Genomic DNA, 684 nt, shown 5'->3' on the forward strand with positions numbered 1-684 from the left:
CCCTTTAGCCTGAGATTCCGCCCCCCCTCCGGGTCGGCAATACTGATGCTGCTTTTGGTTGTCCTCACCACCTCAAAACCTGCCGCTGTAAGCGCCTCTGTGACATCCTGACGCGTTTTTATTGCTCCGGCATGGTAAAGAGCCTCAAGACCCCGTGTAATCGCTTCTGCGGCCTCCTGTTTCGCTTTTGGCAGATTATTTGGCGTGACAAGCGTCCGTCTGTTCTCCGGTGCGTTCGGGTCACGCAGCCCGTAATGATGATTAACCAGCGTCTGCCAGGCATTTATCCTCGGCCTGTCCGCGCGGTCGTAGTACGGCTGGAGGCGCTTACCGCTCTGTAGCTCCATGTTCGGGATGACAAAATTCAGTTCGAGCCGCCCCTTATCCTGGTGTTCCACCCAGAGAATGCTGTACTGGTCTTTTTCGAGACCGGGCATAAGAACACGCTCAAAGCTCGTCATCACTCTTTCGCGTTCACCCGGCGGTAACTCCTTCTCCGCGAACGACAGAACGCCTGAAGTGTATTTCTTCGAGAATGGCGTGGAATCAATGAGTTCCCGCACTTCTTCCGGGTTACCCCGGAGCACCGTTGCGCCTTCGCGGTTACGCTCCCGCCCCAGCAGGTAATCGACCGGGCCACTTCCACCGCCTTTCCCCCTGGCATGAAATTTAACTATCATCCCG

Annotated in this window: 1 protein-coding gene; it reads right to left on the minus strand. The window is 56.3% G+C overall.

Going from position 1 to position 684, the window contains the following annotated elements:
- Window positions 1–684 (minus strand): plasmid mobilization relaxase MbeA (gene mbeA, locus SM191_RS19550; protein ID WP_341507658.1); only part of this gene is annotated, 684 nt, incomplete at both ends.

The sequence above is a fragment of the Sphingomonas sp. 2378 genome (genome assembly GCF_038084995.1).
Classification (GTDB): Bacteria; Pseudomonadota; Alphaproteobacteria; order Sphingomonadales; family Sphingomonadaceae; genus Sphingomonas.